The organism is Nocardioides xinjiangensis (genome assembly GCF_017916385.1).
Classification (GTDB): Bacteria; Actinomycetota; Actinomycetes; order Propionibacteriales; family Nocardioidaceae; genus Nocardioides; species Nocardioides xinjiangensis.
This window is the reverse complement of the sequence record NZ_JAFMSW010000001.1, coordinates 40,312-65,775: the sequence shown is the minus strand read 5'-3', so window position 1 is coordinate 65,775 and position 25,464 is coordinate 40,312. Positions and strand designations below refer to the sequence as shown.

Annotated in this window: 29 protein-coding genes; 15 read left to right on the top strand and 14 right to left on the bottom strand. The window is 73.8% G+C overall.

Features of this window, described 5'->3' with window-relative positions; translation table 11 throughout:
* The first annotated feature begins 16 nt into the window (after positions 1 to 16).
* From J3P32_RS00350 to J3P32_RS00340, 3 genes are all read left to right on the top strand, one after another.
* Positions 17 to 478 carry an NfeD family protein gene (locus tag J3P32_RS00350; protein ID WP_210437560.1) on the top strand — a complete coding sequence of 154 codons (462 nt, stop codon included), beginning with the start codon at positions 17 to 19 and terminating at the stop codon, positions 476 to 478.
* A gap of 169 nt (positions 479 to 647) precedes the next feature.
* Entirely contained in the window at positions 648 to 1,766 is a 1,119-nt protein-coding gene (locus tag J3P32_RS00345; protein WP_246850164.1) for an SPFH domain-containing protein, read from the top strand.
* Entirely contained in the window at positions 1,763 to 2,524 is a 762-nt protein-coding gene (locus J3P32_RS00340; protein ID WP_210437558.1) for a sulfite exporter TauE/SafE family protein, read from the top strand. Before J3P32_RS00345 ends, J3P32_RS00340 begins: the two co-directional genes overlap by 4 nt.
* Here the strand turns inward: J3P32_RS00340 and J3P32_RS00335 are convergent.
* Complete coding sequence (locus J3P32_RS00335) at positions 2,468 to 3,502, bottom strand: alpha/beta hydrolase (RefSeq protein ID WP_246849840.1); 1,035 nt, start codon at positions 3,500 to 3,502, stop codon at positions 2,468 to 2,470. The two genes, J3P32_RS00340 and J3P32_RS00335, sit on opposite strands and share 57 nt — an antisense overlap.
* A 77-nt stretch (positions 3,503 to 3,579) precedes the next feature.
* Here J3P32_RS00335 and J3P32_RS18330 point away from each other — a divergent pair, with 77 nt between their 5' ends.
* A complete protein-coding gene (locus tag J3P32_RS18330) occupies positions 3,580 to 4,731 on the top strand; it encodes a PP2C family protein-serine/threonine phosphatase (RefSeq protein WP_210437557.1) in 1,152 nt (383 codons plus the stop codon).
* Between the two features lie 160 nt (positions 4,732 to 4,891).
* Here the strand turns inward: J3P32_RS18330 and J3P32_RS00325 are convergent, their stop codons facing one another.
* The 3 genes from J3P32_RS00325 to J3P32_RS00315 all read right to left on the bottom strand — a co-directional run bounded on the left by J3P32_RS00325 (position 4,892) and on the right by J3P32_RS00315 (position 6,487).
* A complete protein-coding gene (locus J3P32_RS00325) occupies positions 4,892 to 5,029 on the bottom strand; it encodes a hypothetical protein (protein ID WP_210437556.1) in 138 nt (45 codons plus the stop codon).
* A 78-nt stretch (positions 5,030 to 5,107) separates the two neighbouring features.
* Positions 5,108 to 5,668 carry a CAP domain-containing protein gene (locus J3P32_RS18325; protein WP_210437555.1) on the bottom strand — a complete coding sequence of 187 codons (561 nt, stop codon included), beginning with the start codon at positions 5,666 to 5,668 and terminating at the stop codon, positions 5,108 to 5,110.
* A gap of 297 nt (positions 5,669 to 5,965) precedes the next feature.
* Complete coding sequence (locus J3P32_RS00315; protein WP_210437554.1) at positions 5,966 to 6,487, bottom strand: YbhB/YbcL family Raf kinase inhibitor-like protein; 522 nt, start codon at positions 6,485 to 6,487, stop codon at positions 5,966 to 5,968.
* A gap of 49 nt (positions 6,488 to 6,536) precedes the next feature.
* Here J3P32_RS00315 and cobA point away from each other — a divergent pair, with 49 nt between their 5' ends.
* Both cobA and J3P32_RS00305 read left to right on the top strand, forming a co-directional pair.
* Positions 6,537 to 7,787: a uroporphyrinogen-III C-methyltransferase gene (gene cobA / locus J3P32_RS00310; protein ID WP_210437553.1), complete on the top strand. Its 1,251-nt coding sequence runs from the start codon at positions 6,537 to 6,539 to the stop codon at positions 7,785 to 7,787.
* Complete coding sequence (locus J3P32_RS00305) at positions 7,780 to 8,595, top strand: TrmH family RNA methyltransferase (RefSeq protein WP_307807613.1); 816 nt, start codon at positions 7,780 to 7,782, stop codon at positions 8,593 to 8,595. Before cobA ends, J3P32_RS00305 begins: the two co-directional genes overlap by 8 nt.
* Here the strand turns inward: J3P32_RS00305 and J3P32_RS00300 are convergent.
* Genes J3P32_RS00300 through def form a run of 3 tightly spaced genes read right to left on the bottom strand, consistent with a single transcriptional unit; the run spans position 8,543 to position 10,622 of the window.
* Complete coding sequence (locus J3P32_RS00300) at positions 8,543 to 9,193, bottom strand: DedA family protein (RefSeq protein WP_307861515.1); 651 nt, start codon at positions 9,191 to 9,193, stop codon at positions 8,543 to 8,545. The two genes, J3P32_RS00305 and J3P32_RS00300, sit on opposite strands and share 53 nt — an antisense overlap.
* Positions 9,194 to 9,205: 12 nt before the next feature.
* Positions 9,206 to 9,997 (bottom strand): TrmH family RNA methyltransferase, encoded by a 792-nt coding sequence (locus J3P32_RS00295; protein ID WP_210437552.1) that lies wholly within the window; start codon positions 9,995 to 9,997, stop codon positions 9,206 to 9,208.
* Between the two features lie 7 nt (positions 9,998 to 10,004).
* Positions 10,005 to 10,622: a peptide deformylase gene (gene def / locus J3P32_RS00290; RefSeq protein ID WP_210437551.1), complete on the bottom strand. Its 618-nt coding sequence runs from the start codon at positions 10,620 to 10,622 to the stop codon at positions 10,005 to 10,007.
* Between the two features lie 88 nt (positions 10,623 to 10,710).
* Here def and J3P32_RS00285 point away from each other — a divergent pair, with 88 nt between their 5' ends.
* Entirely contained in the window at positions 10,711 to 12,084 is a 1,374-nt protein-coding gene (locus tag J3P32_RS00285; protein WP_210437550.1) for an acyl-CoA dehydrogenase family protein, read from the top strand.
* A gap of 52 nt (positions 12,085 to 12,136) precedes the next feature.
* Positions 12,137 to 13,351, top strand: a complete 1,215-nt coding sequence (locus J3P32_RS00280; protein ID WP_210437549.1) for an acyl-CoA dehydrogenase family protein — start codon at positions 12,137 to 12,139, stop codon at positions 13,349 to 13,351.
* Between the two features lie 109 nt (positions 13,352 to 13,460).
* Here the strand turns inward: J3P32_RS00280 and J3P32_RS00275 are convergent, their stop codons facing one another.
* Positions 13,461 to 13,754 carry a YiaA/YiaB family inner membrane protein gene (locus J3P32_RS00275; protein WP_210437548.1) on the bottom strand — a complete coding sequence of 98 codons (294 nt, stop codon included), beginning with the start codon at positions 13,752 to 13,754 and terminating at the stop codon, positions 13,461 to 13,463.
* Between the two features lie 97 nt (positions 13,755 to 13,851).
* On the opposite strand from J3P32_RS00275, the gene J3P32_RS00270 reads away from it, so the two are divergent.
* The 5 genes from J3P32_RS00270 (at position 13,852) to J3P32_RS00250 (ending at position 18,434) form a co-directional block, all read left to right on the top strand.
* Entirely contained in the window at positions 13,852 to 15,282 is a 1,431-nt protein-coding gene (locus J3P32_RS00270; RefSeq protein WP_210437547.1) for a pyridoxal-dependent decarboxylase, read from the top strand.
* Between the two features lie 29 nt (positions 15,283 to 15,311).
* Positions 15,312 to 16,757, top strand: coding sequence for a GuaB1 family IMP dehydrogenase-related protein (locus J3P32_RS00265; RefSeq protein ID WP_455430088.1), 1,446 nt, complete (start codon positions 15,312 to 15,314; stop codon positions 16,755 to 16,757).
* 3 nt (positions 16,758 to 16,760) lie between these two features.
* The gene (locus J3P32_RS00260; protein WP_210437545.1) at positions 16,761 to 17,435 is read left to right on the top strand and encodes a sulfotransferase family protein; all 675 of its coding nucleotides are present in this window, start codon (positions 16,761 to 16,763) and stop codon (positions 17,433 to 17,435) included.
* The gene (locus J3P32_RS00255; protein WP_210437544.1) at positions 17,428 to 17,994 is read left to right on the top strand and encodes a nucleosidase; all 567 of its coding nucleotides are present in this window, start codon (positions 17,428 to 17,430) and stop codon (positions 17,992 to 17,994) included. The genes J3P32_RS00260 and J3P32_RS00255 overlap by 8 nt, the downstream gene beginning before the upstream one ends.
* Positions 17,995 to 18,065: 71 nt before the next feature.
* Positions 18,066 to 18,434 (top strand): Rieske (2Fe-2S) protein, encoded by a 369-nt coding sequence (locus J3P32_RS00250; protein WP_210437543.1) that lies wholly within the window; start codon positions 18,066 to 18,068, stop codon positions 18,432 to 18,434.
* Between the two features lie 69 nt (positions 18,435 to 18,503).
* On the opposite strand, the gene J3P32_RS00245 is transcribed toward J3P32_RS00250, so the two are convergent.
* From J3P32_RS00245 to J3P32_RS00235, 3 genes are all read right to left on the bottom strand, one after another.
* A complete protein-coding gene (locus tag J3P32_RS00245; RefSeq protein WP_210437542.1) occupies positions 18,504 to 19,568 on the bottom strand; it encodes an NAD-dependent epimerase/dehydratase family protein in 1,065 nt (354 codons plus the stop codon).
* A gap of 90 nt (positions 19,569 to 19,658) precedes the next feature.
* Complete coding sequence (locus J3P32_RS00240) at positions 19,659 to 20,240, bottom strand: LysR family substrate-binding domain-containing protein (protein ID WP_210437541.1); 582 nt, start codon at positions 20,238 to 20,240, stop codon at positions 19,659 to 19,661.
* 18 nt (positions 20,241 to 20,258) lie between these two features.
* Complete coding sequence (locus J3P32_RS00235; protein ID WP_210437540.1) at positions 20,259 to 22,004, bottom strand: BCCT family transporter; 1,746 nt, start codon at positions 22,002 to 22,004, stop codon at positions 20,259 to 20,261.
* A 133-nt stretch (positions 22,005 to 22,137) separates the two neighbouring features.
* On the opposite strand from J3P32_RS00235, the gene J3P32_RS00230 reads away from it, so the two are divergent.
* Entirely contained in the window at positions 22,138 to 22,362 is a 225-nt protein-coding gene (locus J3P32_RS00230; protein ID WP_210437539.1) for a hypothetical protein, read from the top strand.
* Between the two features lie 10 nt (positions 22,363 to 22,372).
* On the opposite strand, the gene J3P32_RS00225 is transcribed toward J3P32_RS00230, so the two are convergent.
* Together J3P32_RS00225 and J3P32_RS00220 are read right to left on the bottom strand one after the other, a co-directional pair.
* Entirely contained in the window at positions 22,373 to 22,537 is a 165-nt protein-coding gene (locus tag J3P32_RS00225) for a hypothetical protein (RefSeq protein WP_210437538.1), read from the bottom strand.
* Positions 22,534 to 24,249 (bottom strand): bifunctional 3'-5' exonuclease/DNA polymerase, encoded by a 1,716-nt coding sequence (locus tag J3P32_RS00220; RefSeq protein WP_210437537.1) that lies wholly within the window; start codon positions 24,247 to 24,249, stop codon positions 22,534 to 22,536. The genes J3P32_RS00225 and J3P32_RS00220 overlap by 4 nt, the downstream gene beginning before the upstream one ends.
* A gap of 46 nt (positions 24,250 to 24,295) precedes the next feature.
* On the opposite strand from J3P32_RS00220, the gene J3P32_RS00215 reads away from it, so the two are divergent.
* On the top strand, positions 24,296 to 24,751 hold the full coding sequence (locus tag J3P32_RS00215) for a VanZ family protein (RefSeq protein WP_210437536.1): 456 nt from the start codon (positions 24,296 to 24,298) through the stop codon (positions 24,749 to 24,751).
* On the opposite strand, the gene J3P32_RS00210 is transcribed toward J3P32_RS00215, so the two are convergent.
* Positions 24,742 to 25,464: a gamma-glutamyl-gamma-aminobutyrate hydrolase family protein gene (locus tag J3P32_RS00210; protein ID WP_210437535.1), complete on the bottom strand. Its 723-nt coding sequence runs from the start codon at positions 25,462 to 25,464 to the stop codon at positions 24,742 to 24,744. The two genes, J3P32_RS00215 and J3P32_RS00210, sit on opposite strands and share 10 nt — an antisense overlap.

Sequence of the window (25,464 nt, the reverse complement as noted above, 5' to 3'; positions counted from 1 at the left end):
TGGATAGGGTCGTGTCATGGACTGGTTCCGTGACCACCTCTGGGAGACCTGGCTGGCTCTCTCGATCGCGCTGGGCGTGGCCGAGATGTTCAGCCTTGACCTGATCCTGGCGATGCTCGCGGCCGGCGCCGTGATCGGCATGGTCACCGCCCTCCTGGGCCTCCCGATCTTCGTGCAGGTCCTCGCGGCGCTCGGCGCGTCGGTCGCCATGCTGGCCTTCGTCCGACCCGCGTTCGTCAAGCGGCTGCACTCCGGCCCCGAGCTGGCTCTCGGGCACGGCAAGCTCGTCGGGACCCGCGGGATGGTGACCGAGGAGATCACCGGCCTCGCGCCGGGTCGCATCAAGGCGGCCGGCGAGATCTGGACGGCCCTGCCCTACGACGAGAACCTCCGGATCGCCCCGGGCGAGACCGTCGAGATCCTGGAGATCAGGGGCGCCACGGCCTACGTCCACCCGGTGGCGACGCTCGAGCCCTGACCGGACCTCAGGCCAGCCACGAGCGTCGGCCCAGGGCTCACGCCGGACCCACGCGACAACCCACTGCCCACGCAACCACCAGCACACACAGCCCACACGAGATCGGGGGAGACCAGTGCCGACCGCATTGCTCGTCCTGTTCCTGCTCGTCATCCTGTTCGTCGTCGTCATGCTCGCCAAGACGGTCCGGATCGTGCCCCAGGCACGAGCGGCGATCGTCGAGCGCTTCGGCAAGTACAAGGGGACGCTGCCGGCGGGACTCAACATCGTCGTGCCGTTCATCGACAAGGTGCGTTACCTCATCGACCTGCGCGAGCAGGTCGTGAGCTTCCCGCCGCAGCCGGTGATCACCGAGGACAACCTGGTGGTGTCGATCGACACCGTCATCTACTTCCAGGTCACCGACCCGGTGGCGGCGACCTACGAGATCGCCAACTACATCCAGGCCGTCGAGCAGCTCACCATGACCACCCTGCGCAACATCGTCGGTGGCATGGACCTCGAGCAGACGCTGACCTCCCGCGAGGAGATCAACAACGGCCTGCGCGGCGTGCTCGACGAGGCGACCGGCAAGTGGGGCATCCGCGTCAACCGCGTCGAGATCAAGGGCATCGACCCGCCGCCGTCGATCAAGGACGCGATGGAGAAGCAGATGCGCGCCGACCGCGACAAGCGCGCCCTGATCCTCAGCGCCGAGGGCCAGCGACAGTCCGCGATCCTCACCGCCGAGGGCAACAAGCAGTCCGCGATCCTCAACGCGGAGGGCGAGCGCGAGTCGCAGATCCTCCGTGCGCAGGCCGACCGCGAGGCCGCGATCCTGCGGGCCCAGGGTGAGGGACAGGCCATCCAGACGGTCTTCCAGGCCATCCACGACGGCCAGCCCGACCAGTCGCTGCTGGCCTACCAGTACCTCCAGATGATGCCGAAGATCGCCGAGGGCGACGCCAACAAGGTGTGGGTGATCCCCTCGGAGATCACCAAGGCGCTCGAGGGCCTGGGCTCCTCCATCCACGAGGTCGCGGGCATCCCCCGTGACGCCACGCCGCGCACGCGCGTGGACATGGGCCCCTCGGAGCCGCAGCTGCCGAGGTCGTCGGACGACCCGGAGACCCGGGCCACGAGCGAGGCCGTGCAGGCGGCCATCGCCGAGGCGGCCAACGCCGCCAACCCGGGCCGTACGGCGCGCTCCATCGACCCCGCGGCGACCGCGACCGAGACCGACCGGCTCCAGGGTCCGAGCGGTCCGGCAGGCGAGCCCACCGACCCGGGGGCGTCCGCCGGCCAGTGAGTCCGACCGAAGCCGTGCTGGTCGCCCTCGCGGGGGTCGCGGCCGGCACCATCAACACCGTGGTGGGGTCGGGAACGTTGATCACGTTCCCGACCCTGCTGGCGTTCGGCGTGCCGCCGGTGACCGCCAACGTCAGCAACACCGTCGGGCTCGTGCCCGGCAGCCTGTCCGGGGTCGTCGGCTACCGCCGCGAGCTCGCCGGCCAACGCGCCCGGATCGTGCGGCTGGGCTCGGCGTCCCTGCTCGGCGGGATCGCCGGCGCGCTGCTCCTGCTGTGGCTGCCGTCGTCCGCCTTCGACGCGATCGTCCCCGTGCTGATCGCCCTCGGCGTGCTGCTCGTCCTGCTCGGGCCGCGGATCCAGCGCTCCGTCGCCGCCCGCGCCGAGTCACGCGGCGGCATCCCCGACCACGGGGTGTGGTGGGTCTGGCCGGCCGTCGCGGCCACCGGCGTCTACGGCGGGTACTTCGGGGCGGCCCAGGGCGTCCTGCTGATGGCCGTCCTCGGCATCGGCGTCGCCGACACCATGCAGCGCCACACCGCCACCAAGAACGTGCTGGCCCTGCTCGTCAACGCCGTGGCCGCGGCCGTGTTCGTCGGCGTCGCCGACATCGACTGGGCGGTGGCCGGCCTGATCGCCCTCGGCTCGGTGGTCGGAGGTCAGCTCGGCGCCGGCGTCGGCCGCCGGCTCCCGCCGGTGCTGCTACGCGCCGTGATCGCCGTGGTCGGGATCGTGGCCCTCGCCGTCCTCCTCGTCTGAGCCCGCGCGGTCCGCGTCGGGCCGCACCCAGGCGTCCAGCCACGTCGCCAACGCGTCGTACGCCCGGGCGCGCACGTGGGGCCGGGAGAGCACCACGTCGTGGATCGCGTCCTCGATCGCGACCGAGGTGACGTGCCGCCCGACCGACGACGCCCAGTGCCGGATCTGCTGCACGTCCAGCACGATGTCGTGCGTCGCCGCGGTCTCCTCGGTCTGCTCGCCGAAGTGCGACCGCGCCGAGGACAGCACGAGCGTCGGGCAGGCGATGTCGAGCCCTGCGTGCAGCATGGCGTGGCCGCGCCGCACGGCGCGCAGCCACCCGACGTGGACCGGCCGCGACTCGAGCGGCTTCCAGGTGAGGTCGTAGTCCCACTCGCCGCCGTGGTCGCGGTGCAGCGAGCGGCCGTAGACCCCGCTGATCCGCCGGGGGATCTGCTGCCTGGGCCGGCTCGTGCCGATCCGCTCGATCGCGAGGCGGGCCGCCGGGCTGCGCAGCCACGCGGCGCCCTGCATGTCGAACCACGGCGAGTTCAGCACGAGCGCGGCGAGCTCGTCGGGTCGCCGCTCGTGCGCCCACAGCGGCACGGTCAGGCCGCCGGTGGAGTGGCCGGACGCGATGACGCGCCGGTGACCGTCGCGCGTGGTGATCCGCCACCAGGCGAGGTCGATCTCGGCGAAGTACTCGGCGAGGTCGGCGACGTAGTGGGGAGTCTGGTGCTCGCGGAGGGAGCGGCCGTACTTGCGCAGGTCGAGCGCGTAGAAGGTGTAGCCGCGCGCGGCCCACCACTGGGCGTACTCGGTGTGGAAGAAGTAGTCGGCGAACCCGTGCACGTGCAGCACGGCACGACCGGTCGGACGGGCCGGCTCGAGCTTCACGAGGGTGGCGACGACCGGCCCCTCGTCGTCGGGCGGGAGCGAGATGGTCTCCACCCGGTAGTCAGGCCCGAGGATGTCTGCCTGCAGCGGGACCAGGGGCATGGGCGGGAGCCTATCCAGCCGCGGCGACTTTGCCGGTTCGGCCTCGGCGCGTGGCCGACCGGACCTACCCTTTGGCCGTGTCGAGTGCTGTGGGGACCGTGCTGGGCGGCGTCTCGTCGTACGTCCGGCAGCGTGTCGCCGGGTGGCGCACCGGGTCCCGGGGGAGCCAGGGGTTCCTGCTCGCCGTCCTCGTCGCGATGGTCGCGACGACGACGCTCCTCGGCGCGGCCGTGCAGGTCGTGGTCCCGGTCGCCATGTGGTTCCTCTTCCTCATGGTCGGCACGATGCTGCTGCGGTTCGTGCCGCTGCTGGTCCTGGCGCTCGTGCTGGGCGCCGTCTCGGTGTGGACCTCCCTGGACACCGACTTCGCCACCGCGAGCCGCACGTCGGCGCTGACGATCTTCGGCCTGGCCCTGCTGCTGGCGATCTACCAGTCCAGCCGGCAGCGCTCCGGCCTGCCGATGGCGCTGAGCGAGGCGGTGCTGACCCAGCTGCGCGACCGGCTCCAGCGCCAGGGCGTCGTGCCGCCGCTGCCCAACGGCTGGCGCTCGCAGTCGGCGACGATCACCGCCAACGGCCCGAGCTACGCCGGCGACTTCCTCGTGGCCGACCTGCGTGAGGGACGCTGGCTGGAGATGGCGCTCGTCGACGTGTGCGGCAAGGGCACCTCGGTGGGACCGCAGGCGCTGCAGTTCGCGGGCGCGCTCGGCGGCCTCATCGGCGCGCTGCCGCCGGCCCAGATGATGGCCGCGGCCAACGCGTTCCTGCTGCGGCAGGAGTCCGACGAGTCGCTCGCGACCGCCGTGCACATCAAGGTCGACCTCGTCACCGGCGACTACACGATCACCAGCGCGGGCCACCCGCCCGCCCTCCACTGGCACCTGGACCGCCGCGGCTGGTCCATCGACAACGCGCGGGGCATGGCGCTCGGTGTCATCGACGAGGCGGAGTTCACCCCGAGCACGGGCCGGCTCCGCCCCGGCGAGGCGCTGATGTTCTACACCGACGGCGTCATCGAGGCAGCGGACCGCGACCTCGACGAGGGCATCGACTGGCTGCGGCAGGTCGCCCTGCAGGCCGTCGACGCGCGCGGCTTCACCGGCATGCCGCGACGCGTGCTCAAGAAGGTGCCGCGCGGCGACGACGACCGGGCGCTGCTGCTGCTGGAGCGCCAGCCGCTCACCTCGCCGGAGCTCGACGCCGAACGCGCCCTGCGGGTCGGCGGCTGACCGCGCCCTGGGGACGCCGGCTCAGGCGCCGCGGGAGTAGAGGTCGCGGATGACGTCCTCGATCGCGGGCTCCTGGATCGACAGGTCCGCCACGTCGTAGGCCGTCGCGCCCGGCACCACGACGGGCGGCGCCTGTCGACGAGGTCCACCACGAGGGTCCTCATCGAGCCGCCCTGGGCGTGCGCAGCCCGGCGAGCGAGCCGTCGTACACCGAGGTGCCGCGGTCGATGACGACGACCCGGTCGCAGAGCGCCTCGATGTCCTGGAGGTCGCGACGGCGACGTGCAGCATCCGCCACCCCCTCAACGCGTTCGGTCCCCGGCCCGCCCGACGAGGGGGCCGGGGATCGGCTCACACCGCCGGGGTGCGGCGCACCTCAGCTGTGCTTGACGAGGTTGACGACGCCGATCGTGCGTCCCTGGGCGTCGCGGGTGATCGCGACGCCGGCACGGCGCGCACGCGGGCTGAGCAGGATCTCGCGGTGGCCGGGGGAGTCGAGCCAGAGCTCGACCATGTCCGTCGGGCGGAGGCCGGTGCCGCGCACCAGCGTCTCGCCGGCCCAGGCGTTGTCGCACCTGCGGATGACCTCGCCCTGGTCGCGGTGCTCGAAGCGGCCCGTGCGCGCGATGCGCTCGCCCCACTGCTCGGCCAGCTGGTCGGTGCAGCCGTCGAAACTCCAGATCTTGCGCAGTCCGTGGGCGGCTCGCGCCTCGTTGATCTGCACCATCAGCGCGTCCTCGAGGTCGTTGCTGGACGCCTCCTCGAGGTCCTTGGCCGAGACGGTGCGGGGGACCGGCCAGGTCTTGGACGCGACCTTCGCGGCCCTGGAGTCGAGCTTCGGGGAGTCGGCGTGGGCCCCGGCGGTGCCCGGGACGCCGCACAGCACCGCGGCTGTGACGGCGATCGCGAGGCGGGTGATGAGTCGGGGGTGCTGCACGGGGGTCCTCCGGGAATCGGACGGCGCCAAAAGTATGCGCGTCTTGACGAAATCTTTCAGAAACTGAGACTCGACCGTAACGGCCGCTCCTGCTGATGTCGATTCGACGCCTGTCCGAGGACGGTATGCGTCATGGTTCGTCAAGGTTTCGGCACGAATCTCGGGGACGTCTGGGGGAGATCAAAGCGCCTTGACCGTTTCTCCATGACCGGAATCGCGAAAAAAGACCCGTGGTCTGGACCTGTCGGTCCGACCACGGGTCTCGTGGTGCAGCGCCCGGGCGGGCGACCGCCGGGGTCAGTGCTGGTAGGTGCCGTGGATGATCGCGCGTCCGAGCGTCTTGAAGGCGAGATTGAACGAGACGACGGCGGGGGAGGCGTCGGGGTCGACGCCCAGCGAGTCGTCCTTCACGGCGTGGACGACGAAGTAGTAGCGGTGCGGCTGGTCGCCCTCGGGCGGGGCGGCTCCCATGAATCCGGCCTCGCCGCCGTCGTTGCGGACGTGGAACGCGGCGCCGGGCAGCGTGTCCGAGGCGGCGCCGGCGTCGAGCGAGGTCACCTCCGCGGGGATGTCGACCAGGCACCAGTGCCAGAAGCCGCTCGGCGTCGGCGCATCGGGGTCGAAGCAGGTGACGACGTAGGACCGGGTCCCCTCGGGGGCGCCCGACCAGCTCAGCTGCGGCGAGGTGTTGCCCAGCGCGGCCACCTGGTCGTCCTTGAGGGGTGCGCCGTCGGTGACGTCGTCGCTGGTGACGGTGAAGGACGCCGTCGCCGGCAGGTAGTCGTACGGATCGGGGCTGACAGGTCGCTCGATGCTCATACCTCGAACCTAGCCACCGGGGCGCGGCTCGGGCCAGAGACAATGAGGCATGGGCACCACCACTGCGCACCCGGGCTCGGCCGACCCCCATCCCTACCTCGCGGGACTGGTGCTCACCGGCCGCCGGGTGGTCGTCGTCGGCGGCGGCCACGTGGCGCAGCGCCGGGTGCCCGCGCTCCTCGCCAGCGGTGCCGACGTGCTCGTGGTGAGCCCGGAGGTCACCCCGGCGATCGAGGGACTCGCCGGCGAGCTCACCCTGGTCCTGCGCGACTTCGCCGAGAGCGACCTCGACGGTGCGTGGTACGTCGTCGCCGCCACCGACGACCCGGCCGTCAACGCGCGCGTGGTCGCGGCGGCCGAGGAGCGGCACACGTTCTGCGTCCGCGCCGACGACGCCCTGGGCGGCACGGCGTGGACCCCGGCCGTCGGCCGCCACGGCAGCGTGACCGTGGGCGTGCTGGGCAACCGCGAGCCGCGCCGGTCGGCCGCACTCCGCGACGACATCGTCACCGCGCTGCGCGACGGGCACCTGACCGCCTCGGACGCGCTGGACCGCAGCCCCGGCGTGGTGCTGGTGGGTGGCGGCCCGGGAGAGCCGGAGCTGGTCACGGTCGCCGCCCGGCACGCGCTGGCGTCCGCCGACGTGGTGGTCGCCGACCGACTGGCACCGCGCGAGCTGCTCGACGAGCTCGGCCCGCACGTGGAGCTGATCGACGTCGCCAAGCTCCCGCGCGGGCGCTCCGCCTCGCAGGAGCGCATCAACGAGCTCATCGTCGAGCGGGCGCGCGCCGGGAAGCGCGTCGTGCGGTTCAAGGGCGGCGACAACTTCGTCTTCGGTCGTGGCTACGAGGAGCTGCTGGCGTGCGCGGCGGCCGACGTGCCGGTCACCGTGGTGCCCGGCCTGAGCTCGGCCATCGCCGTCCCGGCGCGGGTGGGCATCCCGGTGACCCACCGTGGCGTCGCGCACGAGTTCACCGTCATCTCCGGGCACCTGCCCCCCGGCCACCCCGACTCGCTGGTCGAGTGGGCGGCGGTCGCCGGGCTCTCCGGCACGCTGGTCCTTCTCATGGCGGTCGACAACGCTCCCGCGATCGCCGCCGCGCTCCTCGACGGCGGCCGCTCCGCGCACACCCCGGTCGCCGTGATCGTCGACGGCACGATGCCGACCGAGCGCACGGTGCTGTCCACGCTCGGCACGCTGGCCGCCGACCTCGCCGCAAACGAGGTGGTGCCGCCGGCCATCATCGTCGTCGGCGAGGTGGTGGCCGTCGCCCGCCCCGGGCACTACCCCCGTGCCTGAGCGCCCCGTGGACGTCGTCGAGATCTCCGACCCCGGCGACCCGCGCCTCGCCGACTACCGCGACCTGCGCGACGTGGAGCTGCGCAAGCACCTCGAGTCCGAGCACGGTCTGTTCCTCGCCGAGGGGGAGAAGGTGGTGCGGCGCGCCGTCGAGGCCGGCTACGACGCGCGGTCGTTCCTGATGGCGCCGCGCTGGCTCGACGGCCTCGCCGACGTCGTCGCCCGCGGCTCCGGTCCGTGCTACGTGCTCTCCGAGGCGCTCATCGAGCAGGTCACCGGCTTCCACGTGCACCGCGGTGCCCTCGCGTCGCTGCGCCGGCGGCCCCTGCCGTCGGTAGACGACGTCCTCGCGGGGGCGCGGTCGGTGCTGGTCCTCGAGGACGTCGTCGACCACACCAACGTCGGCGCGATCTTCCGGTCGGGGGCGGCCCTGGGCTTCGACGCGGTGCTGCTGGCCCCGCGGTGCGCCGACCCGCTCTACCGGCGGTCGATCAAGGTCGGGATGGGGGCGGTGTTCACCACGCCGTGGACGCGGCTGCCGGACTGGTACGACGCCCTGCCGGGCCTGGCGGCGCGCGGCTTCACCACGGTCGCCCTGACGCTGCGACCCGACTCCGTGCCGATCGAGGAGGCGGTGGCGGGCGTGGACCGGCTGGCCCTGGTCCTGGGGTCCGAGGGGCACGGGCTGTCGGAGCGGTGGGAGCAGTCGGCCGACCGGCGGGCGATCATCCCAATGGCGGCGGGGATCGACTCGCTCAACGTGGCCGCGGCGAGCGCCGTCGCGTGCTACGTCGCGGCCCGCCGCTGACCCGGTGCCGCCACCGGCGGGCGACCACGACGACCAGCACGACCGCGACCAGGACGTAGACCACGTTGCTCGCCGGCCCGACGTACGACTCCACGAGGTGCCACTGCGCGCCGAGCTCGTAGCCGGCGAGGATGAGCGCGGAGTTCCAGGCCAGGCTGCCGATCGTGGTGAAGAGGCAGAACGTCGCCAGCGGCATCCGGTCCACCCCCGCCGGGATCGAGACGAGGCTGCGCACCCCCGGCACCAGCCGGCCGAGGAGGACCGCGGCCCGGCCGTGGTCGCCGAACCACGCGACGGCCTTGCGCACGTCGGCCGCCCGCATGAGCGGGATGCGGTCGGCCAGCGCGCAGGTGCGCTCCAGCCCCCACGCCGCGCCCAGCCAGTAGAGGACGAGCGCGCCCGCCAGCGAGCCCGCCGTGGCCCAGAGGATCGCGGCGAGCAGTCCGTAGTGGCCCTGGCTGGCCGTGTAGCCCGCGAGCGGCAGCACCAGCTCGCTGGGCACCGGCGGGAAGACGGTCTCCAGCGCGGTGGCCAGCCCGACGCCGGGTGAGCCGACCGTGCGCATGACGAGGACGACCCAGTCGAGAACCGCTTGCACCCCGAGGCCCCGTCAGCCGCGCTGCCGCAGCGCCTCGTGGAGCACGATGGAGCCGGCCACGGCCGCGTTGAGCGACGAGGCGGTGCCGACCATCGGGATGCTCGCGACGTCGTCGCAGGCCGCACGCCAGCCCGACGAGAGGCCGGTGGTCTCGTTGCCGACCACGACGAGCACGCGGCCGCCGAGCGCGACATCGGCCAGCGGGGTGCCCTCCTCGTCGGTGCCGACGATCCGGTAGCCGTGCGCGTGCGCGTACTCGACGACCGGCCCCGGACCCGGGACGCGGAGGACCGTCAGCGCGAACAGCGAGCCGGTGCTGGCCCGCACGGCCTGCGGGTCGTAGGGGTCGGCCGCGTGGCCGGTGACCACGAGCGCGGAGGCGCCGAACGCGTCGGCCGAGCGTGCCAGCGTGCCGATGTTGCCGGGGCTGGTGGGCCGGTCGAGGACCACGACCGGTCCGTGGGGGCGGGAGGAGTCGGCGAGCCGCTCCACCCCGTCCTCCGGCATCTCGACCACGGCGACGAGCTCGGCGCCGTCCTTGCCGCTGAGGCGCGCGTGCAGCGCGGGGGACAGGACGACGCGCTCGGCGCCGGTGCTGGACCAGAGCCGGTCGGACCAGGCGGAGGTCGCCCCCTCGGCCCGCAGCAGGGCGCGCACCGTCCACCCCTCCTCGACGGCGCGGGTGATCGGGCGGACGCCCTGCACCAGCAGCTCGCGGTTGCGGTGCCGCTTGGCGCGGTTGGTCAGCAGCGCCTCCCACTGCTGGAAGCGCGCGTTCTCCCGGGTGATCCGCAGGTCGGTCATGCCGGGCTCACGCCGAGGCGTCGGCGGGCCAGGTGGGCGGGTAGTCCTCCGCGGCGGCCTGGTGCTGCCGCTCGAGCCGCTTGCGGGCCTTCGCCGAGAGCCGGTCACCGAAGACGGTGCCGAGGGTGTGGTCGGTCTCGTGCTGCAGGCAGCGCGCGAGCAGGCCGGTCCCCTCGAAGGTCACGGGCTGCCCGTCGAGGCCCTGGCCGTCGACACGCGCCCAGTCGGGGCGCGGGCAGGACTCGAACGAGCCCGGGAAGGAGAGGCAGCCCTCGTCGTCGTCCTCGAGCCGGCGGTCCCTGCCCTCCGGCAGCGTGAGCACCGGGTTGCACACGACGCCGACGGTCCGCACGCCGTCGGCGTCGGGGCAGTCGAAGACGAACATCGCGACGTCCTCGCCGACCTGGCAGGCCGCCAGCCCGACGCCGTCGGCGGCGTACATGGTCGCGACCATGTCGGCTGCGAGCGCGGCCAGCGCCTCGTCGTACGTCGTCACGCCGGCCTGCGGGCGGTGCATCACCGGCGTGCCCCACCGCGTGATGGGGCGCACCCTCCCGCCCTCGGGGAGCGGGCCGTGCGGCGCCCGGGGCTCGGCGGAGGCGTCGGTCGGTCGGTCGGCGGACATGCCGTGGATCCTAACGAGGGGACGGAGCGCGGCACTCACCACGGGTGAGCGACTGGCGCGACGTGTAACTCCTAGTTACAGTTTTGCCATGTCCATCATGAGCAGCCTCCGACCGGGCGGGCGGCACGGGTTGTCGACCCGGGAGACGCGCGACCCCATCGGTCTCGCCGTCGCCGCGGTGAACCGGCTGGCGCAGAGCGACCTCATCGACCGCGTCGGGCTGCGGCGCCAGGCCGAGCAGTTCGTCTACTCCACCACGCGCAACGGCTTCCGGGTCGCGACGGCCGCAGGCCGCACGTTCGTCCGGGCCGGCCGGCGCACCGCCGGCACCCGGCCCGCGAGCGCCGCGTCCAGCGGTGTCTTCGACCTCACGCCGACCGAGGACGAGGCGATGCTCCTCGACGTCGCGCGCGAGCTCGCCGAGGAGGTGCTGCGGCCCGCCGCGTCGGCGGCCGACGAGGCGTGCGCGCCGCCACCCGCGGTGCTCACCGCCGCGCAGGACGTCGGCCTCCCCGGGCTGGGCGTCCCCGACTCGCTCGGCGGGATCCTGGAGGAGCGCTCGGCGATGGCGGGGACGCTGGTGGCCGAGGCGCTGGCGCACGGCGACATGGGCCTCGCCGTCGCGACGCTCGCGCCCGGTGCGGTCGCCACGGCGATCGGGCTCTGGGGCACCGAGGCCCAGCAGCAGACCTACCTCCCCGCGTTCACCGGGGACGGCGACGGATCGGGCGTCCCCGTCGCCGCCTTGACGATCGCCGAGCCGACCGTGCTGTTCGACCCGTTCACGCTGTCCACGACCGCCCTGCGCGACGGCGACGGCTACGTCCTCGACGGCCTGAAGTCGGCGGTCGTCCGGGGCGCGGAGGCCGAGCTGTTCGTGGTCGCCGCGATGCTCGACGGCACTCCCGCGCTCTTCCTCGTCGAGTCCGGCACGGAGGGGCTCGAGGTCGAGGCCGACCCCTCGATGGGCGTGCGTGCCGCCGGGCTCTCGCGCCTGCACCTCACCGGCGTGCGCCTGGGTGCCGACGCGCTGCTCGGCGACACCGCCGGCGAGGCGTACGCCGAGTGCGTCCGCCTCTCGCGCCTGGCGTGGTGCGCGCTCGCGGTCGGCACCGGCCAGGCGGTCCTCGACCACGTGAAGGACTACGTCAACGAGCGCGAGGCCTTCGGCGAGCCGATCAGCCACCGGCAGTCGGTCGCCTTCATGGTGGCCGACATCGCCATCGAGCTCCAGGCGATGCGGCTGCTGACGTGGAAGGCCGCCTCCCGCGCCACCCGCGGCGAGGACTTCGCCCGCGAGGTCGGCCTGGCCCGCCAGCTGTGCACGGAGAAGGGCATGCGGATCGGCCTCGACGGCGTGCAGCTGCTCGGTGGCCACGGGTTCGTCAAGGAGCACCCGGTCGAGCGGTGGTACCGCGACCTGCGGGCCGTCGGCGTGATGGAAGGCGTGGTGATGGTATGAACAACCCCATTCGAATGCTCGCTTCGCTCCGCTCCGAACGGGGGCCCCGGCGATGATCAACCTCGAGGTCCCCCGCAAGCACGCGGGCCTGGTCGACCAGGCCCACCAGCTGGCGATGAACATGCTGCGCCCCATCTCGCGCAAGTACGACCGCGCCGAGCACGCGTACCCCAAGGAGCTCGACATGCTCGCCGCGCTCATCGACGGCGTGTCCGAGACCGGTGCGACCGGCGGCGCCGGAGCCGGCGGCGTCCGCAGGGAGTCGGCGCCGGCCGGGGAGGGCACGGTCCGCAACGGCGCGAACCTCGCGTCCGTGCTCTCGATCGCGGAGATGTGCTGGGGCGACACCGCGCTGCTCCTGTCGATGCCCCGGCAGGGGCTGGGCAACTCCGCGATCGCCTCGGTGGCGAACGAGGAGCAGCTCGAGCGCTACCGCGGCACCTGGGCGGCGATGGCGATCACCGAGCCCGGGACCGGGTCGGACTCGGCGAGCATCACGACCACCGCGGTCAGGGACGGCGACGAGTACGTCATCAACGGCGAGAAGATCTACGTCACCTCCGGCGACCGCGCCGACAGCGTCGTGGTGTGGGCCACCCTGGACAAGGACCTGGGCCGCGCGGCGATCAAGTCGTTCCTCGTCCGCAAGGACAACCCGGGCCTCAAGGTCGAGCGGCTCGAGCACAAGCTGGGCATCCGCGCCTCCGACACCGCGGCGATCACCTTCACCGACTGCCGGGTGCCGGCCGAGGACCTCCTCGGCTCGCCGGAGATCGACACCAGCTCCGGGTTCGCCGGCGCGATGGCGACCTTCGACAACACCCGGCCGCTGGTGGCGGCGATGGCCGTCGGCTGCGCCCGGGCCGCCCTGGACCTCACCCGCGACCTGCTCGAGCAGGCCGGCGTGGTCATCGACCACGACCGGCCCGCCCAGTCGCAGTCGGCCGCCGCCGCGACCTTCCTCCGGCTCGAGGCCGACTGGGAGGGGGCGAGGCTGCTGATGATGCAGGCGGCCTGGATGGCGGACAACCGGAAGCCCAACTCGCTGGAGGCATCGATGGCCAAGGCCAAGGCGGGGCGGGTCGGCTCCGACGTGACGCTGTCGTGCGTGCAGCTGTGCGGCACCCTGGGCTACAGCGAGGCCGAGCTGCTCGAGAAGTGGGCCCGCGACTCCAAGATCCTCGACATCTTCGAGGGCACCCAGCAGATCCAGCAGCTGATCGTGGCCCGCCGGGTCCTCGGGCTCACCAGCGCCGAGCTGCGCTGAGCCGCGCCGCGACGAGACCACCCACGGGGCGACCCACGAGGCCACGCACGGAGGAAGCCCCTCCCGGGCTCCGGGAGGGGCTTCGTGCCGGCAGTGGACGGACGCGGGGTCAGGAGACGGCCTTGAAGGGGTCGTGCTCGGCGAGCAGCTTGTCGACGCGCGCCTGGTCGATGCGGTGGAAGACCCGCTGGTCCTCCTGCATGTCGCGCACGACCTTCGCGAGCGTGAACGCCGAGGTGGTCAGGTAGAGGGTGCCGAGGGCGAGGAACCCCTTCACCCACGGATCGGCCTCCATGAAGTAGACGGCGACGAGCATCGCGAAGAGCGAGGCGCCGAAGGAGATCGCGGCCTGGGCGGCGAAGGCGGTGGTGTTCTTGGCGGTGGAGTCGGGCTTGGTGGTCATGGCAGCAGCGTGCTCCCCTCCGCGACCGCGGGGACCTGTCGCACTACCCGTCCCACCTGAGTACGCGCACCCGATCCGGGCCGGTACGTTTCGCCCCATGTCCGAGCACATGTCGCCCGAGGAGTTCCGCCGGAACGGGCACGCCGCGATCGACTGGATCGCCGACTACTGGGCCTCCCTCGACGACCTGCCGGTGCGCTCGCCGGTCGCGCCCGGCGACGTACGCCGGATGCTCCCGCCGGCGGCGCCGGAGGACGCCGAGCCGTTCGACGCGCTGCTCGCCGACCTCGACCGCGTGGTCGTGCCGGGGCTGACGCACTGGCAGCACCCGCGGTTCTTCGCCTACTTCCCGGCCAACTCCTCGCCGGCGGCGATCCTCGGCGACCTGCTCTCCAGCGGCATCGGCGCCCAGGGGATGATCTGGGCCACCAGCCCGGCGGTCACCGAGGTCGAGCAGGCCGTCCTGGACTGGTTCGGCGAGGCGCTCGGCCTCCCCGCGGCGTTCCGCAGCGACGGCCCCGGGGGCGGGGTCATCCAGGACACCGCCTCGACGGCGACCTTCACCGCGCTGCTCGCCGCGCTGCACCGCGCCAGCGGCGGCGAGGCCCGCGCGAGCGGGGTCGGAGGCGGCCGGTGGCGCGTCTACGGCTCCACGCAGGCCCACTCGTCGCTGGTGAAGGCCGCGGTGATGGCGGGCCTCGGCGAGCAGGCCGTCCGCGTCGTCGACGTGGACCCGGCGACCCAGGCCGTCGACGTCGAGGCGCTGCGCTCGGCGGTCGCCGAGGACGTCGCCGGCGGGCTGCGGCCGCTGATGGTGCACGTCGCGGCCGGCAGCACCTCCACCGGCGCGATGGACGACATCGCCGCGGTCGCCGAGGTCGCGGGCACGGCGGACATGTGGGTCCACGTCGACGCGGCCTGGGCAGGGGTCGCCGCCGTGTGTCCCGAGCTCCGCGGCCACCTCGCCGGCGTGGAGGCCGCCGACTCGTTCGTGACCAACCCGCACAAGTGGCTGCTGACCACGTTCGACTGCAGCACGTTCTGGGTGCGGGACCGGACGGCCCTCACCGGAGCGCTGTCGATCCTTCCCGAGTACCTCCGCAACGCCGCGACGGAGTCGGGCGAGGTCGTGGACTACCGCGACTGGCACCCGCAGCTGGGTCGGCGGTTCCGCGCGCTCAAGCTGTGGGCGGTGCTGCGCACCTACGGCCTGAGCGGGCTGCGCGAGCACGTCCGCAGCGGCGTCGCCCTGGCCCAGCACGTCGCGGGCCTGGTGGCCGCCGACGAGCGCTTCGAGATGGTGACCGAGCCGTCGCTGTCCCTCGTGGTCTTCCGCCTCGTGGCGGGCGACGAGCAGACGATGGCGGCGATGGAGGCGGTCAACGCCTCGGGGGAGGCCTACCTGTCGCACACGACGGTCCGCGGCCGGGCGGCCATCCGGCTCGCCGTCGGCAGTTGGCGCACGACGCAGGCGGACGTCGACCGTGCGTGGCGCGCCCTGCAGGAGGCAGCGGCCGTGCACGGATGAGCCCGCCGGGCCGCGTAGACTACGCCCACGTGCAGTTCCTCCACGCAGAGTCCGGTGCGGCCCCGGCCCACGACCTGACCTACGACGACGTCTTCATGGTCCCGAGGCACTCCTCGGTCGCCAGCCGCTACGACGTCGACCTCGCGACCTCCGACGGCACCGGCGCGACCCTGCCGCTCGTCGTCGCCAACATGACGGCGATCGCCGGCAAGCGGATGGCCGAGACCGTCGCGCGACGCGGCGGCATCACGGTCATCCCGCAGGACATCCCGATCCCGGTGGTCGCCGAGGTGGTGGCCTGGGTCAAGCAGCGCCACCGGGTCTTCGACACCCCCATCGAGCTGCGCCCCGACCAGACGGTCGCCGAGGCGCTGTCGCTGATCCCCAAGCGGGCGCACAAGGCCGCCGTGGTGGTCCAGGACGGCCGCCCCGTCGGCGTGGTGTCGGAGGCCGACTGCGCGGACGTGGACCGCTTCGCCCAGGTCGCGACCGTGATGAACCCCGCCGTCGTCACCGTCCCGGCGAGCACCGACCCGCGGGAGGTCTACGACGCCATCGAGCGGGCGAAGGCGCCGCTGGCGGTGGCGGTGTCGGCGTCCGGCGAGCTCGTCGGGGTGCTGACCCGGCTCGGCGCGCTGCGCGCCACGCTCTACACCCCCGCCGTGGACGCCGCCGGCGGGCTGCGGATCGCCGCCGCCGTCGGGGTGAACGGCGAGGTCGCCGACCGTGCCGCGGACCTGCTGGCCGCCGGCGTCGACTGCCTCGTCGTCGACACCGCGCACGGCCACCAGGACCGGATGCTGCACGCGCTGAAGGCGGTGCGCGACCTCTCCCCGTCCGTCCCCGTGGCGGCCGGCAACGTGGTCTCCGCCGAGGGCACCCGGGCGCTGGTGGAGGCCGGCGCCGACATCGTCAAGGTCGGCGTCGGGCCGGGTGCGATGTGCACGACCCGGATGATGACCGGGGTGGGCCGGCCGCAGTTCTCGGCGGTCCTCGAGTGCGCCGCCGCCGCCCGCGAGCTGGGCAAGCACGTCTGGGCCGACGGGGGAGTGCGCCACCCGCGCGACGTCGCGCTCGCGCTCGCCGCCGGCGCGTCGTCGGTGATGATCGGCTCCTGGTTCGCCGGCACGCACGAGTCGCCGGGCGACCTGATGCACGACGCCGACGGGCGAGCGTTCAAGGTGTCGTTCGGCATGGCGTCCGCCCGCGCGGTGGCCAACCGGACCTCCGGGGAGTCGTCGTACGACCGCGCCCGCAAGGGGCTCTACGAGGAGGGCATCTCGTCCTCGCGGATGTACCTCGACCCGCAGCGCCCCGGCGTGGAGGACCTCATCGACCAGATCTGCTCGGGCGTCCGGTCGTCGTGCACCTATGCCGGTGCCGCCACCCTCGCCGAGCTGCACGAGCGCGCCCTCGTCGGCGTCCAGTCCGCGGCCGGCTTCCACGAGGGCCGCCCGCTCGACAGGTCCTGGTGACCCGTGGCTGAGACGGCGCCGCGCGACTACGTCTTCGTGATGACCTACGGCCGGTCGGGCTCCACGCTGCTGATGGGCATCTTGAACTCCATCCCCGGCTGGCTGCTGCGGGGGGAGAACCGGCACGCGATGCGCCACCTCTACGAGTTCCACCGCAGCGGGCTGGTCGAGAGGGCGCGCGTCGACGCGGCCCGGGCGAGCCAGCCGACCCACCCGTGGTTCGGCATCGAGGCCTTCCCCGAGGACGTCTCCCTCGCCCACATCCGCGCGCTGGCCGAGGCGACGCTGCTGCGTCCCGAGCCCGGCACCCGGGTCACCGGCTACAAGGAGATCCGCTGGTACGACGAGGACCTGCCGGACTACCTCGACTTCCTGCGACAGGTCTTCCCGGGTGCGCGCTTCGTGCTCAACACCCGGCGGCTCGAGGACGTCGCCGCGAGCAACTACTGGACGCACAAGGACGACCCGCTCGGTCGCGTCCGGCGGATCGAGGAGCGGATGCTCAGCGCGGCCGAGGCCCTGGGCGAGTCGGTCTTCCGGGTGCACTACGACGACTACGTCGCCGACCCGACGGTGCTCCGCGGGCTGTTCGACTGGCTCGGCGAGGAGCTCGACCTCGCCGCGGTGGAGTCGGTCCTCGCCACGCCGCACTCGCGCCGGGGCAGGCACCGTGGCTGAGCGCCTGCTCGTGGTCTCCGCCACGGCTGCCGAGGCCGCCCACGTGCCGGCCGGGCTGCCGCTGCTCGTGACGGGCCTCGGGAAGACCCGCGCCGCGGCCGCGACCGCCCGCGCCCTGGCGTCGTACGACGACCTCGCCGGCCTCACCGTGCTCAACGTCGGCACGGCCGGTGCCCTGCGTCCGGGACTGGCCGGGCTGTTCGAGCCCGGGGTGGTGCTCAACCACGACCTCAGCGCCGACGTCGTCCGTGCGCTCGGCTACGACCCGCAGGAGCGCCTCGAGGTGGGGGAGTCCGACGTCGTGCTGGCCACCGGCGACGTCTTCGTCAGCGACCCGGCCGTCCGTGACGCCCTCGCCGCGCGCGCCCACCTCGTGGACATGGAGGGCTACGCCGTCGCGTGGGCCGCCCGGGAGGCCGGCGTCCCGGTCCGCCTCGTCAAGCACGTGTCGGACACCGCCGACGAGTCCGCCCTGGACTGGCCGACCCTCGTCGATGCGTCGGCCCGGGCGCTCGGCACCTGGCTGCGCGACGGCGCGCCCCCGCTGGCCGGTCGGTAGGCCGGAGGCGTCCGCTGGCCTCACCCCCCGGGGCGTTGGCGTCGGCGACGAGCGCGCCGCAGGCTGGTGCCATGACCAAGTCTTCGAGCGTCCCTGCCGACCAGCTGCCCCCGGGCAGCGTGACCCGCGCCGGCACCTGGGCGGTCGGCAACCGGGACGGCGAGCTGTTCGCGGTCTCGCGCCGCTGCCGCCACCAGCTCGCCGACCTGTCGGAGGGCACCATCGACGCGGACGGCTGCCTCGTCTGCCCCTGGCACCAGTCGCGCTACGACGTCACGACCGGCGACATGGTGAGCGGCCCCAAGGGCTTCCTCGGCTACCACGGCCCCACCCCCGGCTACACCCAGTTCGTGCGGGGCTACGCCAAGGTGCTGCGGCTGCGCGTCGGGCGCGCCGTCCGTGTGGGTGCCGAGATCGTGGTGAGCCGGCGCCCCACGTGACCCGCTGCCGCGCGCCGGGGCGGCAGGCCGACGGGCGGGCCGACGGGCGGGCCGACGGGCCGGCCGACCTCAGGGCTCGCGACGGCTGCTCACCGGTCCGCGCCGCAGGGCGCGGAGCAGGCCGCTGGCGACCGTGCGGGGTCGGAGCACCGGCGTGCGGCCCGCGGCGGCGTCCCGCATGCCGGCGAGGGTCTCGGCCAGGACCTCCGTGGCGTCCTTCGTGGGAGACCACCCGAGCTCGGTGAGCGCCCTGGTCGTGTCGAGCAGCGGCAGCGCGTAGGCCATGTCGATCCAGCCGGGGTCCAGCGGCTGGAGCCGGGCGTGCCAGCTGGCGGACACCGCGGCGCGGACCGCGGCCGACGGGACGTGGACGAGGCGCGCCTGCAGGGCGTCCGCGATGTGCTGGGCGGTGATGACGGGCTCTGCGGCGAGGTTGAAGGCGCCGGGCGCCCGGGCCTCCAGGGTGCGGGCGATGGCGTCCGCGACGTCGTCGGCGTGGACCATCGGGACGGCGAGGCCGCGGTCGAGCGGGAGCACCGGCAGGTGGTCGATCACGCCGGACGGCACGAGCGCCGGCAGGCCGTAGCGCAGCAGGGCGCTGCCGGCTCGTCCCTGACCCACGATGCCCGGACGCATCCGGCTCACCACGAGCTCGGGACGGTCGCGCTCCAGCGCGTCGAGGAGCCGCTCGGCGGCGGACTTGTGCCGGCTGTACATCGAGCTGCGCACGCCGCCGGTCGGCCAGTCCTCGTCGACCGGGGCGTCGTCGCGCTTCGGTGAGTACGCGCCGACCGAGGACATGTGCACCAGGTGCGGCACCCCGGCCGCGATGACGGCCTCGATGACGCGCCTGGTGCCGCCGACGCCGAGCTCCTCGAGGTAGTCCTCCCGGTGGGTCGGCTGGAAGCCCCAGGCGAGGTGCACGACGGCGTCCGCACCCTCGCACGCGAGGCGGAGCGTGGAGGGATCGTCGTCGGTGAGGTCGACCGGGATCCACTCGGTGTCCGGGAAGGGGTCGCCGTTCCCGGGGGGACGCCTGACCAGTCCGACCAGCTCGTGGCTGCCGTCGTCCGCCAGCCTGCGGAGCAGGGCGGACCCGACGTTCCCGCTGGCGCCGGTGATCACGATGCGCATGTCGTCTCCTCCTCGCGGCGGGCGACCGACGCCCGCTCGTCCGACCCGTACCCAGCGGGCGGCCTGTGCACCCGCGTCGCGCGTGGCGGCTCAGCGCGAGCTGTTCGCGGTGCGCCCCTTCGTCACCCCGACGAACGCCTGCGTGACGGCGTCGTCGCGCTCGACGCGCCACACGAGGGCGATCGTCGTGGGCTCGAGGTCGGCCACGACGCGGCTCACGACGTCCTTGCGCTGGTGCAGCCTGGCCACCGACATCGGCAGCACCACGATGCCCGTGCCGGCCGCGACCGTCTCGACCGCCTCCTGCTCGCTCATCGGCGGCCACCCGAGCTGCTCGGCCGTCGGCGTCCAGCCGCTCGCGTGCGGGCGCACGAGCTGCTCGTCGACGAGGTCGGCCGTGGTCACCTCCTCGTCGGCGGCGGCCAGCACGTGCTCGCGCGAGGCCACCGCGACCTGCAGCTCGTCGTAGAGGCGCACGCAGTGCAGGCCGTCGCGGTCCACGGGCAGGCGGACCAGCGCCATGTCGAGGGTGCCGTCGTGCACGCCGGCGAGCTGCTCCTCCTCGCTCACCGGCACCAGCTCCAGGGGCTCGGGGCGGCGGTCACGCCAGTGGCGCGCCCACTTGTCCGGCGTGGCGCCGGTGACGAAGCCGATGCGAAGGGAGTCGGTCATGACGCCGACACTAGGCCGTCAGCCGTGCGGGTGCCCGTCCCGGTCCTCGCCGGCCTCTCCGGTGTCCGACTGACCCTTCTCGACGGACAGCACGAAGTCGTCGCCGTGCTCGGTCACGCCCGTGATGACCGCCGCCTCCACCGCCTCGATGGCGTACCTGCGCCGCACCACCATCGGGTCCTGGGCGAGGTCCTTCACCAGCGCCACGGCGAGGCCGACCATGATCAGGACGAACGGGAGGGCGGCGATCACCGTGATGGTCTGCAGGCCGCTGAGGGCGTCCTGGCCGCCGACGAGCAGCATCACCGCGGCGACGGCGCCGGTGGCCACGCCCCAGAACACGACGGTCGGGCGGCTCGGGTGGATCGTGCCGCGCTCGGAGAGCGACCCCATGACGATCGACGCGGCGTCGGCCCCGCTGACGAAGAAGATGCCGACCAGCACCATGACGGCGATGCTCGACACGGTCGCGAACGGGTACGCCTCCAGGGTGCTGAAGAGCTGCGCCTCGAGGCCGCCGGCACCGGCGATGTCCGTGCCGTCCATCTGCAGGTCGATCGCGGTGCCGCCGAAGATGCAGAACCAGACCACGCTCACCAGGCTGGGGACGAGCAGCACGCCCGTGACGAACTGGCGGATCGTGCGCCCGCGCGAGATGCGGGCGATGAACATGCCGACGAACGGCGTCCAGGACAGCCACCACGCCCAGTAGAAGACCGTCCAGGTCGAGAGCCAGTCGCTGGTCTCCGGGCCCTCGGCCGCGGTCCGCGCGGCCATCATGGGCAGGTCGCCGACGTAGCTGCCGATCGAGGTCGGCAGCAGGTTGAGGATGAAGACGGTCGGACCGACGACGAACAGGAACAGTGCCAGGGTGATGGCCAGCACCATGTTGACGTTGGACAGCCACTGGATGCCCCTGGCGACGCCGGAGACCGCCGACAGCACGAAGGCAGCCGTGAGCACGGCGATGATGCCCACCAGGACGGCGTTGCCGGTGTCGCCGAGCCCGGCGACGATCTGCAGTCCCGACTGGATCTGGAGCGCGCCGAGCCCGAGGGAGGTGGCGGAGCCGAACAGGGTCGCGAAGATCGCGAACATGTCGATCGCCTTGCCGCCGGCACCGCGGGCGTGGCGGCCCAGGATCGGCTCGAAGGCGGAGCTGATCAGCTGCAGGCGGCCCTTGCGGTAGACGCCGTACGCCACCGCGAGGCCCACCACGGCGTAGATCGCCCACGGGTGCAGCGTCCAGTGGAAGAGCGTGGTCGCCATGGCGTTCTGCGCCGCCTCCGGGTTGCCCGCCTCGCCGGTCCCGGGGGGCGGCGTGACGAAGTGCGAGATCGGCTCGCTGACGCCGTAGAACATCAGGCCGATGCCCATCCCGGCGCTGAACATCATCGCGACCCACGAGATGGTCCCGAACTCCGGGTCCTCGTCGTCGCGCCCGAGCGGGATGTTGCCGAACTTGCCGAGCGCCAGCCAGATCACGAACACCACGAAGGCGCTGGAGGTGAGGACGAACAGCCAGCCGGTGTTCTCCATCGTCCAGGCCAGGCCGCCGGCCGAGGCGTCGGCGAGGCTGCCGGTGCTGACGAAGCCCCACGTGAGGAACGCCAGGCTGACGAGCGCGGTGACGCCGAAGACGAGCTTGTCCACGCCCCGCTCCCGGGGCACCCTGGACTCGATGGCCGCCTCCAGGGCCGGGTGCGGCTCCTCGCTCCGGTCAGGGGTGGGCAGGTCGCGCGGGTGTTCGATGCCGGTGGCCATCCCCCGACCAGACCAAGAATCTCCTCCCGAGGCAACCCCGCGCGGGACGCCCGCGCGCCGGGTGAGACAAGGACCACAGGGGTGGGGCGCCACAAGGGGTGGGAGTGCCACTGTGGGAGCGGAGGTGAGCGGCATGAAGCCATCGCAGACGTTCGACCCGTCCCTGCACGCGCCGGGCAGCCCGGCCGCGGAGGGACGATGCTCCTACCACGCCGACCAGGGAGGGGGAGGCCAGTGCTCGGGCGAGGCGGTCGTCTCCTTCGAGGACGACGACGGCCAGTGGCAGTCGGGATGCGGGCTGGCCCTCGAGGACCTCGTCGAGCGCGGCGAGATCGAGCCCCTCGGCCAGGGAGCGTGACGCCGGCGGCTCAGGCGCCGTTGGACGCCTCGTGCCAGTCCCAGTGCGCGCGTGGGTAACCACCCGCGTCACTGACCAGGGCCCCGCACACGCGGCACGCCAGTCCCGGTCCCGCGTCGCTGTCGAACATCTGCATGACGTCGGGCTCGCCGACCGGCTGCGCGTCCTGGCTCATCCGCCCACGATAGGTGCCGCGCCGGCACGCCGGCCACCCCCGGCGCCGGTCCCGGCGTCCGCGGCAGTCCCGGCATGCGGCTTGCCCGCCTCGGCGTACGAGCGCACGACCGAGACCGTGAGCGGGAAGTCGACGGGCAGCTCGCGGAAGAGCAGCCGGCCGGCGGCGGCCGCGGCGGCGCCGACCTCGGCGGCCACGGCGTCCGCCAGGCTCGCTGGCGCGTGGACGACGACCTCGTCGTGGAGGAAGAACACGAGGTGGGGCCGGGTCTCGAGCGGGCCCTCGCCCCCCAGGCGCCACAGCCGGTTGCGCAGCTCGGAGATCCAGCACAGCGCCCACTCGGCGCCGGTGCCCTGCACCACGAAGTTGCGGGTGAACCGGGCGTACGCCCGACGGTTCCGGTCCTGGTCGGCGAGGTCCGCGGGCGGTGCGTCGGGCGACTCGTCCCAGGACCCGCCGAGCGCCGGGCAGCCGCGCCCGAGCAGGGTGCGCACCACCTGCCCCCGCTCACCGGCCCGGGCGGCCTCCTCGACCAGCCCGAACGCCCGGGGGTAGCGGCGCGTCAGCCCGGCGACCATCCGCCCGCTCTCGCCGCTCGTGGCGCCGTACATCGCCCCGAGCAGGCCGAGCTTGGCGTCCTGACGTGACGCGACGGCGCCCGCGTCGACCATCCCCTGGTAGAGGTCCGCGCCCCGCGCGGCGCGAGCGAGCTCGCGGTCGCCGCTCATCCCGGCCAGGACCCGCGGCTCGAGCTGGGCGACGTCGGCGACGACGAGGACCCAGCCCTCGTCGGCGACGGCCACGGAGCGCACCTGCACCGGGAAGGAGAGCGCCCCGCCGCCGTTGGAGGACCACCGGCCGGTGGCCGAGCCGGCGGGCTGGTAGGACGGGCGGAACCGGCCCCCGCTGACCCACTCGTCGATCCAGGCCCAGCCGTGGGTCTGGAACAGGTGGGCCAGCTTCTTGTAGCGCAGCAGGGGCTCGATCGCCGGGTGCGCCAACCGGCGCAGGGTCGAGGCCCGGGTGTCCGGGACGTCGATGCCGGCGCGGCGCAGGGCGGCGAGGAGGTCGGGGCGGGACTCGGGGTTGAGGCCCGGCGCGTCGAGCAGGCGGCGCACCTCGTCCGCGCACTCCGCCAGGAGCCGCGGCGGGGCACCGCGTGGCGGTCGTGGCCCGAGCCGCTCGGCGAGCAGGGCCTCGTGGACGTCGACGCGCCACGGCACCCCGGCGTACGTCATCTCGGCGGCCGCCAGCGCGCCGGACGACTCGGCTGCCAGCAGGAGGGTGAGCCGGGCGGCCTCGGGGGACGCAGCGACGGCGGCGACCTGTCGTGCGTCCTCGAGGTCGGCGCGCAGGTGGTCGGCCGCGTCGTGCGCGGTGAACAGCACCGGGTCGCTCGGCGGGGCCGGACGCAGCCGGTCCCAGATCTCGGAGTCCTCGCCCCGGAGCAGGACGTCGTCGACGGCCGGCGCCCGGGCGAGCAGCCGGTGGCACAGCCGCAGGTCGTGGCAGCGCTCCACCCGCACGCCCGCCGCCAGCAGCGGTGGGTACCAGCGAGCCGTGTCGTCCCAGACCCAGCGGTGCCGCGTCGGCCCGGCCTCGCGCTCGCGGACGTACGCCGCGAGCGCGGCGACGGGAAGCGTCTCGGCGGGTCCGTCCCCGGTGACCAGCACCCGCTCGCCCGGCAGGCGGGAGAGCTGGAGGCGGGTCATGGGGGACAGCCTCTCGCACGACTGCGACGGCGGGGATGATGGGCGCGTGCTGCACCGCCACCCGTTCCTCAGCCTGCTGACGCTGCTCTACCTCGGTTTCGTCGGGCTGGTCACGCTGACGCCCGCGGGGTCCCAGCCGGACTACCAGCGCCTGGCCGCCCGCGTGCTGGCGCGGCTGCAGCGCTACCCCGACCTCGACCCGCTGACGAGCCGGCTGAGCGTGGAGCGGGTCGAGTTCCTCGCCAACATCGGCCTGTTCGTCCCGCTGGGGATGTTCGTGCTGCTCCTCGTCGGCACCCGGCTCTGGCTCGTCGCGCTGGCCGCCGGCATCGTGCTGACGTCGATGATCGAGGGCATCCAGCGGCAGGTCCCGGGCCGCGTGGCGGACCCGCGCGACGTCGCGGCGAACTCGATCGGCATGTTCGCCGGGATCGTCCTCGCGATGGTGCTCACCTGGCCGGCCGCGGTGCGCCGACGTCGGCAGCGGGCGCGTCACGGCTGACGGGCTGCGTGCTCGCGCGCGGCGGCCACGAGCCCGGCCATCAGGCCCACCTCCACCCGCGTCTCGGGGTGCCACTGCACCGCGAGGCAGAAGCGCTCGCCGGTGGCCTCCATCGCCTCCAGCGTCCCGTCCGCCGACCGCGCCACGGCCGTGAAGCCGGGGTGGCTGGCGACCGACTGGTGGTGGTGGCAGCCGACCTCCAGCTCGCGCCCGACGAGGCCGGCGAGCCGCGACCCCGGCTCGGTGGTCACCGCGACGTCGCCGTAGGCGTCACCGCCGGGGGAGTGGGTGTCGTGGCCCACCAGGTCGGGGACGTGCTGGTGCAGCGTCCCGCCGGCGTGGACCGCCATGAGCTGCATGCCGCGGCAGATCCCGAGCACCGGCAGCCCGGCCCCCGCGGCGGCGCCCAGCAGGGCCAGCTCCCAGTCGTCCCGGTCCGGCTGCCACGCCGCCGTCCGCGGGTGCGGCTCGGCGCCGTATCTCGCCGGGTCGACGTCGGCGCCGCCCGAGACGACGAGCGCGTCGAGGCGCGACACCACGCGGCCGGCCGCCTCCGGCAGCGCGACCGGCGGCAGCAGCACGGGCACCCCGCCGGCCAGCTCCACCGCGACGGCGTACTCCGTCGGCAGGAGGTCGGCGCGGGTGTCCCAGACCCCCCAGGAGGCCTGCTGGCGGTAGGTCGTGAGCCCGACGAGGGGCGCGTCGGCGGGCAC

Excerpts from the sequence above, each read along its gene's own strand:
- J3P32_RS00270 (WP_210437547.1), top strand. The coding sequence starts at position 13,852 with ATGTCCGAGCACATGTCGCCCGAGGAGTTCCGCCGGAACGGGCACGCC.
- J3P32_RS00240 (WP_210437541.1), bottom strand. The coding sequence starts at position 20,240 with ATGACCGACTCCCTTCGCATCGGCTTCGTCACCGGCGCCACGCCGGAC.
- J3P32_RS00250 (WP_210437543.1), top strand. The coding sequence starts at position 18,066 with ATGACCAAGTCTTCGAGCGTCCCTGCCGACCAGCTGCCCCCGGGCAGC.
- J3P32_RS00345 (WP_246850164.1), top strand. The coding sequence starts at position 648 with ATGCTCGCCAAGACGGTCCGGATCGTGCCCCAGGCACGAGCGGCGATC.
- J3P32_RS00350 (WP_210437560.1), top strand. The coding sequence starts at position 17 with ATGGACTGGTTCCGTGACCACCTCTGGGAGACCTGGCTGGCTCTCTCG.
- J3P32_RS00245 (WP_210437542.1), bottom strand. The coding sequence starts at position 19,568 with ATGCGCATCGTGATCACCGGCGCCAGCGGGAACGTCGGGTCCGCCCTG.
- J3P32_RS00225 (WP_210437538.1), bottom strand. The coding sequence starts at position 22,537 with ATGAGCCAGGACGCGCAGCCGGTCGGCGAGCCCGACGTCATGCAGATG.
- J3P32_RS00280 (WP_210437549.1), top strand. The coding sequence starts at position 12,137 with ATGATCAACCTCGAGGTCCCCCGCAAGCACGCGGGCCTGGTCGACCAG.
- J3P32_RS00285 (WP_210437550.1), top strand. The coding sequence starts at position 10,711 with ATGTCCATCATGAGCAGCCTCCGACCGGGCGGGCGGCACGGGTTGTCG.
- J3P32_RS00315 (WP_210437554.1), bottom strand. The coding sequence starts at position 6,487 with ATGAGCATCGAGCGACCTGTCAGCCCCGATCCGTACGACTACCTGCCG.
- J3P32_RS00275 (WP_210437548.1), bottom strand. The coding sequence starts at position 13,754 with ATGACCACCAAGCCCGACTCCACCGCCAAGAACACCACCGCCTTCGCC.
- cobA (WP_210437553.1), top strand. The coding sequence starts at position 6,537 with ATGGGCACCACCACTGCGCACCCGGGCTCGGCCGACCCCCATCCCTAC.
- J3P32_RS00220 (WP_210437537.1), bottom strand. The coding sequence starts at position 24,249 with ATGACCCGCCTCCAGCTCTCCCGCCTGCCGGGCGAGCGGGTGCTGGTC.
- def (WP_210437551.1), bottom strand. The coding sequence starts at position 10,622 with ATGTCCGCCGACCGACCGACCGACGCCTCCGCCGAGCCCCGGGCGCCG.
- J3P32_RS00335 (WP_246849840.1), bottom strand. The coding sequence starts at position 3,502 with ATGCCCCTGGTCCCGCTGCAGGCAGACATCCTCGGGCCTGACTACCGG.
- J3P32_RS00235 (WP_210437540.1), bottom strand. The coding sequence starts at position 22,004 with ATGGCCACCGGCATCGAACACCCGCGCGACCTGCCCACCCCTGACCGG.
- J3P32_RS00230 (WP_210437539.1), top strand. The coding sequence starts at position 22,138 with ATGAAGCCATCGCAGACGTTCGACCCGTCCCTGCACGCGCCGGGCAGC.
- J3P32_RS00295 (WP_210437552.1), bottom strand. The coding sequence starts at position 9,997 with ATGACCGACCTGCGGATCACCCGGGAGAACGCGCGCTTCCAGCAGTGG.